The sequence below is a fragment of the Mycolicibacterium sp. XJ662 genome (assembly GCF_053484035.1).
In genome coordinates, this window is sequence record NZ_JBEFTL010000006.1 from 1 (window position 1) to 16,494 (window position 16,494).

Consider the following 16,494-nt stretch of genomic DNA (forward strand, 5'->3'; position numbering starts at 1 on the left):
GCCGAACGTGGGTTACCCGCACGGCTTTTTCGCATTTGCCGTGACACAAGCCCACACTCGTGCGGCAGCATGTACGGGTGACCGAGGACCAGGCGGCGCTGCTGCGTGCGGTCTCCGATGCGCACAGCCAGGCGCTGCTGCGCTACGTCATGCGGCTCACCCGCGGCGACCGGCCGTTCGCCGAGGACGTGGTGCAGGAATCGCTGCTGCGGCTCTGGCGCAAACCCGAGATCCTGCAGCAGCCCAGCGAATCCGTGCGGGCGTGGCTGTTCACTGTGGCCCGCAACCTGGTGATCGACGACCGGCGCAGTGCGCGCTTCACCCGCGAACTGCAGACCGACGACGTCCCCGAACAGCCTTCGCTGGACGCGATCGGCCCGGCGGTCGACAAGTGGGTGCTGGCCGATGCGCTCAAGTCGCTTAGCGCCGAGCACCGCAGCGTGATCGTGCGCGCCTACTACCTGGGCCAGACCGTCGCCGATATCGCCCGGCAGGAGCAGATTCCGCCGGGCACGGTCAAGTCCAGGATGCATTACGCGCTGCGTGCGTTGCGAATTGCGTTGCAGGAAAGGGGGATTGTCCAGTGAGTAAGCCGCCTGAAGATGACTTGGCCCAGTGGGACGCCGCGTATGTGCTCGGCGCGTTGAGTACCGAAGACCGGCGCAGCTACGAGAACTACCTCGCCGCACACCCGGAGCGGGCCGCCGAGCTCACCGAACTCGCCGACATGCCGAGCATCCTCGACGCGCTCAGCCCAGACGAGGCGGTGGCGCTGATCGAACCGCCTGGCATCGCCTCACTGGCGGACAAGCGGCAGCGGCGGTCGCGGCGCGCGGTGATGGCGGGTGCGGTCGCCGCGGCGGCCGCGCTGGCGATCGTGGGCGGCGTGGTCGGCGCGACGGTGTTCCCCCGCACTTCCGACAGCGTGCAGACGGTGGCGATGGCCCCGATGCAGCCGGGGCAGCGGGAGGGTTTGACCGCTCAACTGGCGGTCACCGAGAAGGGCTGGGGCACCGAGCTGAACTGGTCGTGTGAGTACACCAAGGACTGGGCGCGCAACGTCGACAGCTACGACATCGTGGTGACCACCCACGACGGCGCCCAGACCGTCGTCGGGTCGTGGCGGCCCGCCGGCGACGAGGCGAGTGGTCTGTCGGCGGCGACCAGCATCCCGACGCCGCAGATCCGCACCGTCGACATCCGGGTGTCCGGCGAGGACCAGCCGCTGGCCGTGAAGACGCTGTAGGAACCCGGCACCCGCGGACGTGAGCGGGACCACCTTCGACCTGCTGTGCATAGTTCCCAAATGTTCGCCGGGGTGTGCGAATATTGGCGCCATGGCGCGCGGCTTCTTAGGCAAGGCTATCCAGACTACTGGGCCTTCTGGTGCCCGTCGGTACCTTTCGTGAGCACCGCCTCCGAGCCCATCGCGGTCGTCGGCATCGGGTGCCGGGTGGCCGGGAACATCGTCACGCCCGCCCAGTTCTGGAGCTTTCTGTGCGACGGCGGCAGCGCTGTCAGCGAAGTGCCCGCCGAGCGCTGGGAGCCCTACCTGCGCCGCGATCCGCGCAATGCCGCCGTGCTGCGCGACGTCACCCGCCTTGGCACCTTCCTCGATGACCTGCCCGGCTTCGACGCGGAGTTCTTCGGCGTCTCGCCGCGCGAGGCCGAGCTGATGGATCCGCAGCAGCGGCTCGCGCTGGAGGTCAGCTGGGAGGCACTCGAGCACGCCGGGGTGCCGCCGCGCTCACTGGCCGGCAGCGATACCGCCGTGCTGATGGGCGTCAACTCCGACGACTACGGCAAGTTGGTCATGGAGGATCTGCCCGGCATCGAAGCCTGGACCGGCATCGGCACCTCGTTGTGCGGCATCGCCAACCGGGTGTCGCATCTGCTCGATCTGCGCGGGCCCAGCGTCGCGCTGGACGCCGCCTGCGCCGCATCGCTGGTCGCGGTGCACCAGGCCTGCCAGATGTTGCGCGCGGGGGAGACGTCGCTGGCGTTGGCCGGCGGGGTCAGCGCGCTGATCGGTCCCGGTCTGACCCGTGTGCTCGACGTCGCGGGCGCCACCGCACCCGACGGCCGGTGCAAGACCTTCGACGCCGACGCCGACGGATACGGCCGCGGTGAAGGTGCGGGCGTGGTGGTGCTCAAGCGGCTCAGCGACGCGCAGCGCGACGGCGACCACATCTACGCCGTCGTACGCGGCGGCGCGGTCGCCCAAGACGGCCGCACCGTCGGCATCATGTCGCCCAACGGCGACGCGCAGGCCGAAATGTTCCGGCGCGCATGCGCATCCGCGGACATCGCCCCGTCGAGCGTCGACTTCGTCGAAGCGCACGGCACCGGCACCCCGACCGGCGACCCCACCGAAATCCGCGCGCTGTCGGAGGTTTACGGCGTCGACCGGCCCGTCGATGCGCCGTGTCGCATCGGCTCGGTCAAGCCCAACGTCGGCCACCTCGAGGGCGGCGCCGGGATCGTCGGGCTGATCAAGGCCACCCTGGCGCTGCACCACGAGGCGATCCCACCGACCGCGGGCCTGCAGTCGTTGACGCCCGCGGTCGACTGGGCTGGCAGCGGGCTGCGGGTGCCCACCGAGGTCGAGCAGTGGAAACGCAGCGACGATGCGCCGCGGCGGGCCGCGGTGTGCAGCTACGGCTACGGCGGCACCATCGCCCACGTCCTCCTCGAAGAGGCGCCGCAACGCAAACCCGAAACCGCACGGGCGCAACAGTATCCAACGGTCATTCCGGTGTCGGCGCGCTCGACCGCGCGGCTGCAAGCGCAGGCCGCGGCGCTGTCGGCGCGTCTGCGCGTCGGCGACGTGGCCCTGCCGGAGGTCGCGGCGACGACGTGGCTGCGCCGCTCGCATGAACCGGTCCGCGCCGCGGTGGTCGCCGACGACATCGACGGCATCACAACCGGTCTCGACGCGCTCGCCAACGGTGTGCCCGACGCCTCGGTGGTGACCGGCACCGCGCTGCCCAACGCGGCCGACGGTGCGGTGTGGGTGTTCTCCGGGCACGGCTCGCACTGGCCTGGCATGGGCCGCGAGTTGCTGGCCGACGAACCGCACTTCGCGGCGGTGATCGACGCCGTCGAACCGGTTTTCGCTGCCGAACTTGGCTTTTCGGCCCGCGACGCGCTGCGCACCGGTGAGCTCGGTGGCACCGACCGGGTGCAGGCGCTGACGTTCGCCATGCAGGTCGGGCTGGCCGCGGTGCTGCGGGCCCGCGGCGCGGCGCCGGCGGCGGTGATCGGCCACTCCGTCGGCGAGGTCGCTGCCTGCGTGACGGCGGGCGTATTCGACCTGACGGTGGGTGCGAAGGTGGCCTGTTACCGAGCCCGGGGGTTCCGCTCGGTGATGGGCCAGGGCGCGATGGCTTTGGTGCGGCTGCCGTTCGCGGAGGCCGAAAGTCGGCTGGGCACACGCTCGGACGTGGTGGCCGCGATCAGCGCGTCACCGGAGTCGACGGTGATCTCGGGCCGCGTCGACGCCGTCGACGAGGTCTGTCGGCGCTTCACCGACGAAGGTCTGATGGTGCGCAGGGTCAACACCGACGTGGCGTTTCACAGCCCCGCCATGGACGCGCTCACCGGTGAGCTGGCCCGGCTCACCGCGCAGCTACCGCCGGGCAGAACACCCCAAATTCCGCTGTACACCACCGCATTGGCCGATCCCCGGTCGGGCGCGCCGCGCGACCAGCACTACTGGGTGGCCAACCTGCGCGGCCGGGTGCGCTTCGCCGAAGCGGTCACCGCCGCCGCCGACGACGGCCACCGACTGTTCCTGGAGGTGTCCGCACATCCGGTGGTCGCCCATTCGATCGTCGAGACGCTGACGTGCTCGGAGGCCGGCGGGCACGCGGTCGTGCCCCTGCTGCGCCGTGAACTGCCCGCCATCGCCTCGGTCGCGACCGCGCTGGCAGCGTTGCATTGCAACGGCGCACCGATCGATCACGGAATCGACGCCGCCGCACCGTGGGCCGACGACCTGCCGGTGACCCAATGGCAGCACCGCCGGTTCTGGCGCACCCCCACACCGCCGCCGGGCGGACGCGGCGTTCACGACGTCAAGACCCACACCCTGCTCGGCGGCCGCACCGAGGTGACCGGTGCGGTGGCGACGCGCATGTGGCAGACCCGCGTCGATATGGACACCCGGCCCTACCCCGGCGACCACCCGGTAAAGGGCACCGAAATCGTCCCTGCCGCAGTCCTTTTGAACACCTTTCTGGCCGCCGCCGACTCCGACCTGCTCGACGTGCGGCTTCGGACGCCGGTGGCGCCAGGTCGCGCCCGCGACGTCCAGGTGGTGCTGCAGGACCGCACGCTGACCCTGTCGACCTGCGTGCTCGACGACGACACCGCCGAGGACGGGTGGCTCACCCACAGCAGCGCCGTGGCCGCCGTCGATGCCGACATCACCGAGTTGCGGGGCCACACGATCGACGAACCCGCGATCCGGGCCCGCTGCCCCGAACCGTTACCCGCCGACCACGTGGTCGACACCCTGGCGTCGCTGGGCGTGGCCGCGATGGGATTCGATTGGCAGATCACCGATGTGCGTCGCGGCGACGACGAAATGCTGGTCCGGGTCGCCACGCCGCCGGCAACCTGGGCGGCGCTTCTCGACGCGGCGACATCGGCGGCCTCGACGGTCTTCGACGGCCCACCGCGGCTACGGATGCCCGCCCACATCGAACGGGTGGCCGTGCACGGCCACCCACCCGCGGTGGCCGTGGTGCACATCCGGCGCCGCGCCGCCACCACCGCCACCGACGTGCTGATCGCCGATGAGAGCGGACACGTGCGCGCGTCGCTGACCGGGATGGCGTTCGAAGAGCTGGAAAGCCCTACGGGCAGCGATGTTTCGCGGATCGTACACCGGCTGGCGTGGCATCCGATGCCGTGGCACCAAGACAGCCGTCCCGCTGCGGTGATGCTCGTCGGCGGCGACGTCGACACCCGTGCGTTCGTCACCCGCGACCTCGCCGCAGCCGATGTGCCGTACGCGATGTGCGCCGATCCGGCCGAGCTCACCGAACTGGACCGCGACGCGGTGGTGTTGGTGCTGCCTAACAGCGACGACTCGCCGCAGCAATCGGTCGACGTCGTGATGCGCACGCTCAAACACCTGCTCGCCCAGGGCGTCAAGGCGCGGATGTGGGTGCTGACCGAGGGGGTGCACGAAGGAACCAACGTGGTGCACGCCCCGCTGTGGGGGCTGGCCCGCGTCGCCGCCGCCGAACACCCGGAGGTCTTCGGAGGGGTGCTCGACGTGGCCGACGCGCACCTGCCTGTCGGCGCGATGACGTCGCGGCCCGGCCATTCCGTCGTGGTCGTGCGCGACGGCGCTGCCATCGTCGCCCGGTTGGCCGACGCGGGCATCGGCGCCGGCGCGCCGATGCAGTGCGGCGCGGGCGGCACCTACCTGATCACCGGCGGTACCGGCGTACTGGGACTGCGGATGGCCCAGCGGCTGGTCGACCTGGGGGCGCGGCGGCTGGTGCTGCTGTCGCGCTCCGGCATGCCCGAGCGCTCCGAATGGCACGCCGCGGGCGACTCCGAACTGGTTTCCACCGTCGAGGCGCTCGAGGAGCGCGGGGTCTCCGTGCACGTCGTCGCGGTCGATATCGCCGCACCGGGCGCTGCCGACACCCTGCGCGCCGCCCTACGTACCCTGCCGCCGGTGCGCGGTGTCATCCACGCCGCGGGCGTGGAAGCCGGTGCGCTGCTGGTCAATACCAGCCAGGATGACATCGAGACCGCGATGCGGCCGAAGGTCGACGGCACGCTGACCCTGCACGAGGTGTTTCCGCCCGGGCAGTTGGACTGGATGGTGCTGTTCTCGTCGTGCGGCTATCTCGCCGGTTTCCCGGGGCAGGGCGCGTACGCCTGCGCGAATTCCTACCTCGACGCGATGGCCCGCCACCGCACCCGGTTGGGGGACCGCACGGTCAGCGTCGCATGGACCGCGTGGCGTGGGCTGGGCATGGGCTCGACATCACGGTTCGTCGCGGCGCAGCTCGACGCGCTCGGGATGGACACCGTCACCTCCGACGACGCGATGCGCGCGCTGGACATCGCCATGCGGCTCGATGATGCGAATGTGGTTGTACTGCCGCTGCTTCCGCACGCGTCCGCGGTGCCCATGCTCGCCGACGTGGCGCCCGCGGAGACCGGCACGGAGACGGTGGCCGGCGACGTGATCGGTGTCGACGCCGATCCGGAGCAGGTCAGCCAGCGGGTGGGGTCGGCTGTCGCGGCCCAACTGGGGCTGCCCGAGGACGCCGTCGACATGAGCCAGCCGCTGGTGGAACTCGGCGTCGACTCGATCATGACCATCGGGCTGCTGCGCCAGCTGGAGAAGCAGACCGGCCTGTCGTTACCGCCGACCCTGCTGTGGGAGTACCCGACGGCCGGTGCGGTGTCCGACCGCATCGTCGAATTGGTCAGGGCCGCCCGCGAAGAGGTCCCCGCCTCCTGATTTTGCGGCGAACGTTCCTTACCACTCGAAAAATCGCCGGCAATTCGAGCGGTAAGGAACGTTCGGCGAGCAGTGGGCCATGGCGAGCAGTGGGCCATGGCGGGCTGCCAGGCGTCAGGACAGCAGCTGGGCCACGACCTTCTTCTTGTCCACCTTTCCGACCGCGGTCTTGGGCAGCGACGGCAGCGGCGCGAGCATGTCGGGCCGGGTGTGCGCCGACACGCCGCGCTGGTCGAGGAACTCGTTGAGCTCGGCCAGCGAAATCGGTGCACCGTTGAAAACCACGGCGGCGCAGATCTTCTCGCCGAGATAGTCGTCGGGCATCGCGACGGCCGCCGCGGCGTAGATCGCGGGGTGGGCGAACAGGTGTTCCTCGAGGTCGGACGCCGACACCGTCTCGCCGCCACGGTGAATGACGTCTTTGATGCGGCCGGTGACCTCGACGTAGCCGGCACGCGGCCCGTCGGCGAAGATCCGCACCCGGTCACCGGTGCGGTAGAACCCGTCGGGGCTGAACGAGCGGGCGTTGGCCTCGTCGGCACGGTAATAGCCGTTGAGCGTGTAGGGCCCACGCACCAGCAGCTCACCCTCCTCGCCCGGGGCGACCGGGGCGCCGTTGTCGTCGACCACCCGCATCTCGTCGTGCGGGGACATCGGCCGGCCCTGCGTGTTGAGCACGATGTCGACGGGGTCGCCGAGGCGGGTGAAGTTCAGCATGCCCTCGGCCATCCCGAAGATCTGCGACAGCCCCGGCGTCAGGCCTTCGTAGATGTAGCGCGCCTCCTCGGGGGTCATCCGCGACCCGCCGACCTGAACCAGCCGTAACGACTTGGGCAGCACCGGTTCCCACTCACAGGCCTGCGTCCACATCTTGGCCAGCGCGTTGACGATCCCGGTCACCGTGATGTTGTGGCGGTCGATCAACGCGAACGCCGACTCCGGGCTGGGATCGGCGGTGAACACCGTCGCGGCGCCGACCGTCATCGACCCGAGCAGGCCGGGACAGCCCAGCGGGAAGTTGTGACCGGCAGGCAGCACGACCAGATAGGTGTCCTCGGCGGTCAGCCCGCACGCTTGTGCGCTGGCGACCGCGTTGTAGACGTAGTCGTTGTGGGTGCGCGGGATCAGCTTCGGCAGCCCGGTGGTGCCGCCCGACACCAGCAGCAGCGCAGGCAGGTCCGGGTCGACCGGCACCGGCTCGCGCAACTCACCGTCGAAACCGCCTAGCTGCGGCCATGATTGGAACGAGCCGGGTTCACCGTCGACGAAGACGTGGCGCAATGCCGGATGGTCGTTCACCAGACCTGCGGCCATGTCCCGGTAGTCGAAGCCGCCGACGACATCGGGAATGACCAACCCCACCGCGCCGCTGACCGCGGCGAAGTGGCTGAGCTCGGCGGAGCGGTGCCCCGACAGGCACATCACCGGGACGGCGCCCGCGCGCAGCAGGCCGAACAGCGCCACCGCGAACTCGCACGTGTTCGGCAGCTGCAGCAGGACGCGATCGCCGGGGGCGATGCCGCGGTCGGCCAGCGCAGCGGCGATCCGGTTGGCCCGCGCGTCGAGTTCGGCGAACGTGTAGGTGACGTGCGCGTCGAGCACCGCGGTGCGGTCAGGCCACGCGGTCGCCGCGTCGGTGAGGATCGAGTCGAGCCGCCGGTCGGACCAGTAGCGCAGTTTGCGGTACTCGTCGGCCCGGTCGGCGGGAAACGGCACGAACCCTGTCGCCAGGTCGCTGAAGTCGGCCCGCTGCGGCGTGAAACCGGTGCTCATGAACGATGTGGCCCCTCTGGTAGGCGTGTGCGGTGCCTCGAATATAAGGTAGCCTCCACCGGGTTAGTTAGGGCAGCCTTTACTAATTTGGAGGACAGCGTGGGTGATGCGGCGACCAGGTCCGATACCGTGCGCGAGGAGGTCGCCGAACTCCTCGGCGTCAGCCCCGACGCCGTCGACCCCGACGCCGATCTGATTGCCTCCGGGCTGGACTCCATCCGGATGATGTCGCTGTCCGGGCGCTGGCGTAAGCAGGGCATCGACGTCAACTTCGCCGCGCTGGCGGAAAACCCCACCATCACCGCGTGGTCGGCGTTGGTCGCCGACCGCACGGCCAAGCCCGACGCCGGCGACGCGGCAACCACCGGGGACGACGGCGCCGACGGGCCGTTCCCGCTGGCGCCCATGCAGCACGCGATGTGGTTGGGCCGCAACGACGATCAGCAGCTCGGCGGGGTGGCCGCACACCTGTACGTGGAGTTCGACGGCGCCGGTGTCGACCCGCAGCGGCTGCGGGACGCCGCCGCGAAACTCGTTGCGCGCCACCCCATGCTGCGCGTCGAGATCCTGCCCGACGGCACGCAGCGGATCGGCGACCGCGACCTGCCGGTGACGGTGTATGACCTGCGGGACCTGACCGAGGACGCCGCGGCCGAACGTCTCGAGGCCATCCGCGACGAGAAGTCGCATCAGATCCTCGACGGCGACGTGCTGGAGTTGAGCCTCTCGCTGTGCCCCGGCGGGCGCACCCGCCTGCACGTGGACATGGATATGAACGCCGCCGACGCGGTGAGCTACCGCAAGTTCATGGCCGACCTCGCGGTGTTCTACCGCGGCGGCGAGCTTCCCGAACTGGGCTACACCTACCGCGAATATCGGGCCGCGCTGACGGCGTCGGACACCGGCCCGTCCGAGCAGGACCGCCAGTGGTGGGCCGAGCGGATCCCGGAGCTGCCCGAACCGCCTGTGCTGCCGCTGGTTCCGCCGGCCGAGCAGGCCGATCCGCGCCGCAGCGTGCGGCTGTGGCACGTCTTCGACGTCCCGACGCGCGACGCGCTGTTCGCCGCCGCGCAGCGCCGCGGCCTCACCCCGGCGATGGCGGTGGCGGCGTCGTACTCCCACGCCCTGGCGCGCTGGTCGACGAACTCGCGTTTCCTGCTCAACCTGCCGATGTTCGGCCGCGAGCCGTTCCACCCCGATGTGGAGAAGCTGGTCGGCTGCTTCACCTCGTCGCTGATGCTCGACATCGACCTCACCCAGGCCCGCACCCCCGCCGAACGCACCCGCGCGGTCCAGGAGACGTTGCACAGCACCGCGCGGCACTCCAGCTACTCCGGGTTGTCGGTGCTGCGCGACCTGGGCCGCCACCGCGGCACACAGACGTTGGCGCCGATCGTGTACACCAGCGCAATCGGTCTCGGTGATCTGTTCGCGGGGGAGGTGACCGATCAGTTCGGCGCACCGGTGTGGACGATTTCCCAAGGCCCACAGGTGCTCATCGACGCACAGGCCACCCCGCTGGCGACCGGTTTGATGATCAACTGGGATGTCCGCGTCGACGCCTTCCGCCCCGGTGTGGCCGACGCGATGTTCGCCTATCACGTCGCCGAACTGACCAGGCTGGCCGCCGACGACGCGGCCTGGGACGCGCCGGATCCGCCGGCCGTCCCGCAGGAGGCCCGCGCGGTGCGCGACGCGCTGAACGCCACGACCGCACCGCCGAGCGGGGAAGCGTTGCACGACGGGTTCTTTCGTGCGGCACAAGCGACACCGGAGGCGACCGCGGTGTTCAGCGGCGACGGTGACCTCAGCTACGCCGAGCTGCGCAGCCAGGCGCTTTCGGTGGCGCAGACGTTGCGCGACAACGGGGTCCGGTCAGGTGACCTGGTCGCGCTGGTCGGGCCGAAGTGCGCCGAGCAGATCCCCGCGGTGCTGGGCATCCTGGCTGCCGGCGCAGCCTATCTGCCGATCGGCGCGGACCAGCCGGCGGACCGCACCGTGCGGATCCTGCAATCCAGCGGCGTTGCGGCCGTGCTGCTCTGCGCCGACAACCGACCGCCCGCCGGGCTGCCCAATGTGCCGACGATCCCCGTCGCCGACGCGTCCGGCCGCGACGCGGACGTCGAACCGGCCGCCGTCGACCCGTCGGCGTTGGCGTACGTGTTGTTCACCTCGGGTTCGACCGGCGAACCCAAGGGCGTGGAGTTGACCCACGATGCCGTGATGAACACCGTCGAGTTTCTCGGCGGGCACTTCGATCTCGGCCCGACCGACCGCAGCCTGGCGTTGGCCTCGCTGGAAGCCGACATGTCGGTGCTGGAGATCTTCGCGATCCTGCGGGCCGGCGGCGCGGTTGTGGTCGTCGACGAAGAGCAGCGCCGCGACCCCGACCGCTGGGCCGAGCTGATCGGACGCCACGGCGTCACGTTCTTGAACTGGATGCCAGGCTGGCTGGACATGCTGCTGCGCGTCGGTGGCGACCGGTTGTCGAGCCTGCGGGTGGTGCTGCTCGGCGGAGACTGGGTGCGCCCCGAACTCGTTGCGGCGCTGCGTAACGCGGCGCCGGGTGTGCGGGCGGCCGGGCTGGGCGGTGCGACCGAGACCGCGGTGCACGCCACGCTGTGCGAGGTCGGTGAGCCGCTGTCGCACTGGAGTTCGGTGCCCTACGGCACACCGTTTCCCAACAACGCGTGCCGCGTGGTCGCCGCCGACGGTTCGGACTGCCCGGACTGGGTGCCCGGCGAGCTGTGGGTGGCCGGGCGCGGCATCGCGCGCGGTTACCGTGGCCGCCCCGATCTGACCGCGCAGAAGTTCGTCGAACACGACGGCCGGATCTGGTACCGCACCGGCGATCTCGTGCGCTACTTGTCGGACGGCACGCTGGAGTTCGTCGGCCGCATCGACCATCGGGTCAAGATCAGCGGATACCGGATCGAACTCGGCGAGGTCGAGGCGGCGCTCAAACGCGTCGCGGGGGTCGACGCCGCCGTCGCCGCCGTGCTACCCGGCGAGCCCGACGTGCTGGCCGCGATGGTCCGCACCACCGACCCGGCCGTCGACTCGCAAATGGTCGCGGCGAAGATGGCCGAACTCGTTCCGGCGCATATGGTTCCGAAGGTTCTGCTGGTGACCGACCGGATCCCGTTCACGCTGGCCGGCAAGATCGACCGCGCGGCGGTGCAGCGCCAACTGGCCGAGGCCGAGGTGCCCGCCGTGAACGCTTACCGGGCGCCGGCGAACCCGCTGGAGTCGGCGCTGGTGGCGATCGTCGCGCGGGTGCTCGGCGTGGACGCGCAGCAGGTCGGCGTCGACGACGACTTCTTCGCGCTCGGCGGGGATTCGCTGCTGGCGACCCAGGCGGTGGCCCGGGTCCGCGAGTGGCTCGACACGTCGTCGGTGATGGTCACCGACATGTTCGCGGCGCGGTGTGTGGCGAAGCTGGCCGAGCGGTTGCGCGACCGTGAGGCCGACAGCGAGCGGCTCAACGCGGTGGCCGAGGTGTACCTCGAAGTCGCGCAGATGGACGCCGCCGAGGTCCTCTCCGAGCTCGGTTAACCCAGCGCCGCGGCCAGCCGACGCCACTGCTCGCGGGGGAACTCCCTCGGATCGGCCGTCAGCACCTGCACGCACACATGGTCGGCGCCGGCGTCGTGGTGCTCCTTGACCCGGGCGAGCACCGTCTCCTCGTCGCCCCAGGCGATGATCGCGTCGAACAACCGGTCGCTGACCGACTTCACGTCCTCCTCGGTGAAGCCCGCCCGCAGCATGTTGTTGGCGTAGTTGGGCATCGCCAGATACGAACGTAGCCAGTCCTTTCCGAGCGCGTGGGCCTGGTCTCGATCGTCGGTGAGCAGCACGGTCTGCTCGGGCAGCAGCAGCGGACCCGCACCGAGCGCCTCGCGGGCGCCGCGCGTGTACTCGGGTGTGACGAGATACGGGTGCGCGCCGCGCGACCGCGTCGCCGACAGCTCGAGCATCTTCGGGCCGAGCGCAGCGAGCACCCGGTTTTCGACGGGCACCGGCGTCTCCGCCGCGTCGATGCCATCGAGGAAGGCCCGCGTCGCCGCCAGCGGCTTGCGGTAGCGACCGGGCTCCTTCGAGTCGATCAGCGGCGCGTGGCTCACCCCGATGCCCAGCAGGAAACGCTCACCGTGCTTGGCCGCCGAGGACGCATAACGCGCCGCCACCTCCGCAGGCTCGTGCATCCACAGGTTCAGGATGCCGGTGGCGATGACGACGTCCTTGGTCGACGACAGCAGATGGTCGACCGTGTCGAGGACGGGTCCGCCGACGTCGGGTATCCACAGCGCCGAAAAGCCCAGGTCCTCCAGTTCGGCCGCCGCCTCCGCGGCCTCACCCTGATCGCCGTAGCGCAGCTGAGAACTCCAAATTCCGACGCCTGCCAGATCCATGACCTGTCCTTTCGACCGACCCGATGACCCCCACGTTACGTAGCCGCCGATGCACACAGCAGGACCGGTAGGGTTAGGCCACCCTAACCACGCCCAGGAGTTGTTGATGACCGCTGTGCAGCCCGCGCTCGACGGCGCCGAGCCCACCACGACGGCGCAGACACCGGATGCGGCCAAACGCGCCGCCACCTACGACAAGCTCGCGCTGGGGCAGCTGCTGGCCCCCACCCGCTCGCGCACCTCGCGGGCCCAGCGCTACCAACTGCTGGCCTCCGCCGCGACCGTGGTGCCGTTCATCGGCATCGTCGAGATCGGCCGCGAACTGCTCGCCGACGGGCCGGTCAACACGGCGCGGGTGTGGACCATCGTGGCCGTCGTGGTGATCGCCCTGCTGGTCCGCACCGTCGCGGGCGGCACCGCGCTGACCATCACCCACTACGCCGACGTCGACCTGCAGCGCTCCCTGCGGCGGCGCATCGTCGACAAGCTCAGCCGGCTGCCGCTGGGCTGGTTCAACACCACATCGTCAGGGGAGGTGCGCAAGGCCGTCCAGAACGACGTCGGCGAATTGCACTTCCTCGTAGCGCATTCCGCGGTGGAGAACACCGGGGCGCTGGCCACGCCGGTGTTCGGGCTCGCCTACTGCTTCTATCTCGACTGGCGCCTCGGCCTCCTCGCGCTCGCCACCGTGCCGGTGTACATCGGCATCTTCACCTGGCTCGGCCGCGACTCCAGGACCCAGATGGAGCGGCTCAACGCGGGCGTGGAACGGATCAGCGCCACCATCGTCGAGTTCATCGCCGGAGTGTCGGTGGTCAAGACGTTCGGCGAAACCGGTAAGGCGCACAAGCGCTTCGCCGACGCCGCCGACCAGTTCAACGACAGCTTCGCCGACTGGATGGGCCCGCTGGTGCGCGTCAAGGCCGCCTCATCGATCTTCATCGAGACCCCGGTGCTGCTGCTGGCCAACCTGGCGGGCGGCTACTGGTTCGTGCGCAGCGGATGGGTGGCGCCGATCGAGGTGCTCGGTTCGACGCTGGTCGCGGTCACCATCCCGGCGGCGGTGCTCACCGTCGGATACTCCACCCACATCAAGCGCCAAGCCGCCTCCGCCGCGGGCCGGCTGCAGCGCCTGCTCGACACCCCGTCGCTGCCAACACCTACCAACCCGCAACTCCCACAGGACAACTCGGTCGAGTTCGACAACGTCAGCTTCTCCTACGACGGCGAACACACCGTGCTGCACGACGTCTCCCTGACGTTGGCGCCGGGAACCATCACCGCGCTCGTCGGCCCGTCGGGCAGCGGGAAGTCGACGCTGGCCACGCTGGTGCCGCGCTTCCACGACGTCACCGCCGGCGCGGTGCGCGTCGGCGGCGCCGACGTGCGCGAGATCGCCCCCGACGAGTTGTACCGCCACGTCGGCTTCGTGCTGCAGGACGTCGCGCTGCTGGCCGTCAGCGTCGCCGACAACATCCGGCTCGGCAAGCCCGACGCCAGCCACCACGACGTCGTCGCCGCCGCGCAAGCCGCGCACATCCACGACCGGATCATGCAGCTGCCCAACGGATATGACTCGGTCATCGACGTCGACGCACACTTCTCCGGCGGGGAGGCCCAGCGGGTCAGCATCGCCCGCGCGCTGCTGGCCGACACCCCGATCCTGGTACTCGACGAAGCGACCGCGTTCGCCGACCCCGACTCCGAAGCACAGATCCAGGCCGCGCTGTCGCGGCTGATCGTCGGCCGCACGGTGCTGGTCATCGCGCACCGCCTCGGCTCGATCGTGTCCGCCAACCAGATCGTGGTGCTCACCGACGGCCGCATCGTCGAAAGTGGCGGCCACCAAGAGCTGCTCGACGCCGGCAGGCAATACGCCCGGATGTGGCAGAGCTACACCGCCGGCCACGCCAAGGAATGGGAGGTGGCACGGTGATCCGCGGCTTTCTGCGCATCCTGGGCCCGCAACGCGGCCGGATGTACACCTATCTGGCGTTGGTGACCGTCTACGGCGTACTGCACGGCCTGGCGATGGTGCTGCTGGTGCCGATCTCGGTGGCACTGTTCGACGGTGACTTCGACGCCGCGGCACGCTGGCTCGGCGTGCTGGCCGTCCTGGTGGTCATCGCCTCGGTGTGCAACTACGTGCAGGCCACGTCGGCGATCCGGATGGCCCTGACGACGATGCGTCTGCTGCACCACCGGCTCGGCGATCACATGGTGACGTTGCCACTGGGCTGGTTCAACCGCGAGCGGACCGGACAGGTGTCCCAGATCGCGGTCAAGGGAACGGTTTTCGTCGGCACCAGCGGCGGTAACCTGCTGACGCCGTTGGTGCTCAACGTGGTCAGCGCGTCGACCGTGGTGGTCGGCCTGACGATCTTCGACTGGCGCATCGGGCTGGTCGCGGTGGTGGGCGGGGCGCTGCTGATCGCGTGCGGCCGGTTCGCGTCGCGTCTGATCGCCTCGGCCGAGCAGGTCGGCCACGAAGCCGAAACCGAGGTCAACAACCGGGTGATCGAGTTCGCCCGATATCAGCCCGTGCTGCGGGCGTTCGGCCGCAGCGGCGCCGACTACCAACCGCTGGCCGACGCGCTGGAAACCCAACACCGCGTCGGGCGTTCGGCGTTGCGGCAGTCGGTGGCCGGGCTGATGCTCAACGGCGTTGCCGTACAAGCGGTCTTCTCCGTGCTGATCGCCACCGGCGCCTGGATCGCCGTCAGCGGCGACATGAACCCGATCACGCTGGTGGCCATCTTGGGGCTCGCCGCCCGGTTCGCCTCGCCGCTGGCCGCGCTGGCCGAGGTGGGCTCCGCGATGCGGATCGCCGCGACCGAGTTGCGCCGCATCACCTCGATCCTGGAAACCCCGTCGCTGCCCGAACCGCAGGATCCGCGGCCGACGTCGACACCGGCCAAGGTCGAACTCGACCACGTCGCGTTCGGCTACGCCGGGCGACACGTGCTGTCCGACGTCAGCTTCACCGCTGAACCGGGCACCATGACCGCGTTGGTCGGCCCGTCGGGATCGGGCAAATCCACCATCACCAAGCTGATCGCGCGCTTCTACGACGTCGACGCGGGCGTGGTGCGGGTCGGCGGCGTCGACGTGCGCGACCAGGGCACCGCCGACCTGATGGCCCAGCTGTCGCTGGTGTTCCAGGACGTCTACCTGTTCGACGACACCCTCTGGGAGAACATCCGGATCGGAGCGCCCGGCGCCACCGACGCGCAGATCGTCGAGGCCGCCCGCACGGCGGGCCTGTTGCCGGTCGTCGAGCGGCTGTCGAACGGGTGGCAGACCCGGGTCGGCGAGGGCGGCTCGGCCCTGTCGGGAGGCGAGCGCCAGCGCGTGTCGATCGCACGCGCGCTGGTCAAGAACGCGCCGATCGTGCTGTTCGACGAGGCCACCAGCGCGCTGGACCCCGAGAACGAACACCACGTTGCGGAGTCCATCCGCACCCTGGCGCAGACGAGCACCGTCATCGTCATCGCGCACAAGCTGTCCACGGTGACCGCGGCCGACAACATCGTCGTGCTCACGCCCGACGGCACCGTCGAAGACCAGGGCCGCCACACCGAGTTGATGCAGCGTGGCGGCCAGTACGCGCAGTTCTGGGAACGCCGGGTGGCCGCCACCGGTTGGACGATGGCCGTCCAGGGCTGACCGAAAACAGCGCCGCACGTTAAGTGGTCGACGTCACCGGATAGCGCCCGGGGCGTAGGCGTGTTCGGTGAGCCGAAGATAAGGTAACGTCACCGCTAACTTAGGGCAGCCTGGGCTAATTAAACGTGGAGGGATGATGACCGTTATCGC

At 70.1% G+C, this 16,494-nt stretch carries 8 protein-coding genes; 6 read left to right on the plus strand and 2 right to left on the minus strand.

The window, feature by feature from the left end:
* The first annotated feature begins 77 nt into the window (after nucleotides 1-77).
* The 3 genes from ABQE93_RS17125 to ABQE93_RS17135 all read left to right on the plus strand — a co-directional run bounded on the left by ABQE93_RS17125 (nucleotide 78) and on the right by ABQE93_RS17135 (nucleotide 6,493).
* Nucleotides 78-587: a sigma-70 family RNA polymerase sigma factor gene (locus ABQE93_RS17125; protein WP_448409437.1), complete on the plus strand. Its 510-nt coding sequence runs from the start codon at nucleotides 78-80 to the stop codon at nucleotides 585-587.
* Entirely contained in the window at nucleotides 584-1,246 is a 663-nt protein-coding gene (locus ABQE93_RS17130; protein ID WP_448409435.1) for an anti-sigma factor family protein, read from the plus strand. Before ABQE93_RS17125 ends, ABQE93_RS17130 begins: the two co-directional genes overlap by 4 nt.
* A 159-nt stretch (nucleotides 1,247-1,405) precedes the next feature.
* Nucleotides 1,406-6,493 (plus strand): type I polyketide synthase, encoded by a 5,088-nt coding sequence (locus tag ABQE93_RS17135; RefSeq protein ID WP_448409434.1) that lies wholly within the window; start codon nucleotides 1,406-1,408, stop codon nucleotides 6,491-6,493.
* A 114-nt stretch (nucleotides 6,494-6,607) separates the two neighbouring features.
* Here the strand turns inward: ABQE93_RS17135 and ABQE93_RS17140 are convergent, their stop codons facing one another.
* On the minus strand, nucleotides 6,608-8,266 hold the full coding sequence (locus ABQE93_RS17140) for a (2,3-dihydroxybenzoyl)adenylate synthase (protein ID WP_448409433.1): 1,659 nt from the start codon (nucleotides 8,264-8,266) through the stop codon (nucleotides 6,608-6,610).
* Nucleotides 8,267-8,365: 99 nt separating this feature from the next.
* Here ABQE93_RS17140 and ABQE93_RS17145 point away from each other — a divergent pair, with 99 nt between their 5' ends.
* Nucleotides 8,366-11,821 (plus strand): non-ribosomal peptide synthetase, encoded by a 3,456-nt coding sequence (locus tag ABQE93_RS17145; protein WP_448409456.1) that lies wholly within the window; start codon nucleotides 8,366-8,368, stop codon nucleotides 11,819-11,821.
* On the opposite strand, the gene ABQE93_RS17150 is transcribed toward ABQE93_RS17145, so the two are convergent.
* Nucleotides 11,818-12,678 (minus strand): LLM class F420-dependent oxidoreductase, encoded by an 861-nt coding sequence (locus ABQE93_RS17150; RefSeq protein ID WP_448409432.1) that lies wholly within the window; start codon nucleotides 12,676-12,678, stop codon nucleotides 11,818-11,820. The two genes, ABQE93_RS17145 and ABQE93_RS17150, sit on opposite strands and share 4 nt — an antisense overlap.
* 106 nt (nucleotides 12,679-12,784) lie before the next feature.
* Between ABQE93_RS17150 and ABQE93_RS17155 the strand changes: the two genes are divergently transcribed.
* A complete protein-coding gene (locus ABQE93_RS17155; RefSeq protein WP_448409431.1) occupies nucleotides 12,785-14,614 on the plus strand; it encodes an ABC transporter ATP-binding protein in 1,830 nt (609 codons plus the stop codon).
* Entirely contained in the window at nucleotides 14,611-16,344 is a 1,734-nt protein-coding gene (locus tag ABQE93_RS17160) for an ABC transporter ATP-binding protein (RefSeq protein ID WP_448409430.1), read from the plus strand. Before ABQE93_RS17155 ends, ABQE93_RS17160 begins: the two co-directional genes overlap by 4 nt.
* The last annotated feature ends 150 nt before the right edge of the window (nucleotides 16,345-16,494 follow it).